Here is a 1071-nt window from a genome sequence, read left to right as displayed (position 1 = left end):
CGGCTGACCTCGGATGCGGACACGGTGCTTGGCACCTCGGGCGACGACCTCGTTTCGGGTACCAGCGCCACGCTCAACCCGGGCGACAGCCTGGCCGGCGGCGACGGCACCGACACGCTGACCTTGTCCGGCGGCGGCAGCTTTCACCTCGACCAGCTAGCCCAGTTCACCGGCTTCGAGAACGTCCAGGTCCAAGGCAGCGGCTCGTACGACCTGACGCTGGGCGAGGCTGGGCTCGAAGTCGATCTCAGCGCGGCACAGGCGGGCGGCACGGTCGGCCTAGGCTCAGGAGTCTCTCGAGTAAAACTCAGCGGGTCGTCAAATACGCTGAACTTCTCAACTGGCGCAACAACGGTGGAAGGTGCCGCCAATGGCAGCTTTTTCAATTTGTCGTCAGGCGACGCGGTTTTCCGATTAGATAGCGTATTCGAATCAACCTATAACCTGTCCTCTGGCTCGGCAGATTTCACTATCAATAGCCTCGGACGCTCAACATTTAATTTGGGCACAGGTCAGTTTAACCTTGTCGTAAATAATGATAGTGGTGCTAGCGGCATAAGGACAGTCAATCTTTCTAGTGGTTCATATAACATTGAAAATAAATCAGCTAGACCTTATGGTATCCGTGCGGTGGCCGATACCAATGATGATTTCCACGTAGGCGACAGCCTGACCAACGTACAATTGGTGCTTCAGGCGTCGAGCCCAACAACTTACAATTTATCCAACCTCAGCCTGAATAACGTTGCAGTCCAGCTCAATGGCGCCACCCTGATTGGAGATGGACTGGCCGGCGTTACCGCTGTGAATGGTTCCGGCAGCAGTGCGCTTGTCTATTCCGGTACGATGGCAGACCTCGCCGGCATCCCAGTCAGCAACGTTGCCGTCACCAGCACGAATGCCACCGGCACCACCTTCCGGGTCGGTGATGCAGGGACCGCCCTGCAAATCCAGGGCGGGGCCGGCAACGACACGATCGATGCCCGCTCCGTCACCCTCACGGCTGCCCAGCGTCAGCAGATTTTCACGCAAGGATCCATCGAAACCATCCAGGACGCATCCGGGACATAC

At 57.7% G+C, this 1071-nt stretch carries 1 protein-coding gene; it reads left to right on the top strand.

What is annotated here, in order from left to right; all coding sequences use genetic code 11:
- A partial coding sequence (locus tag MFF07_RS22415) for a hypothetical protein (protein WP_238232946.1) occupies positions 1-1071 on the top strand: 1071 nt, incomplete at both ends.

Source organism: Methylobacterium thuringiense (genome assembly GCF_022179645.1).
GTDB classification, from domain to species: Bacteria; Pseudomonadota; Alphaproteobacteria; order Rhizobiales; family Beijerinckiaceae; genus Methylobacterium; species Methylobacterium thuringiense.
This window is presented reverse-complemented; position numbering and strand designations above follow the sequence as displayed.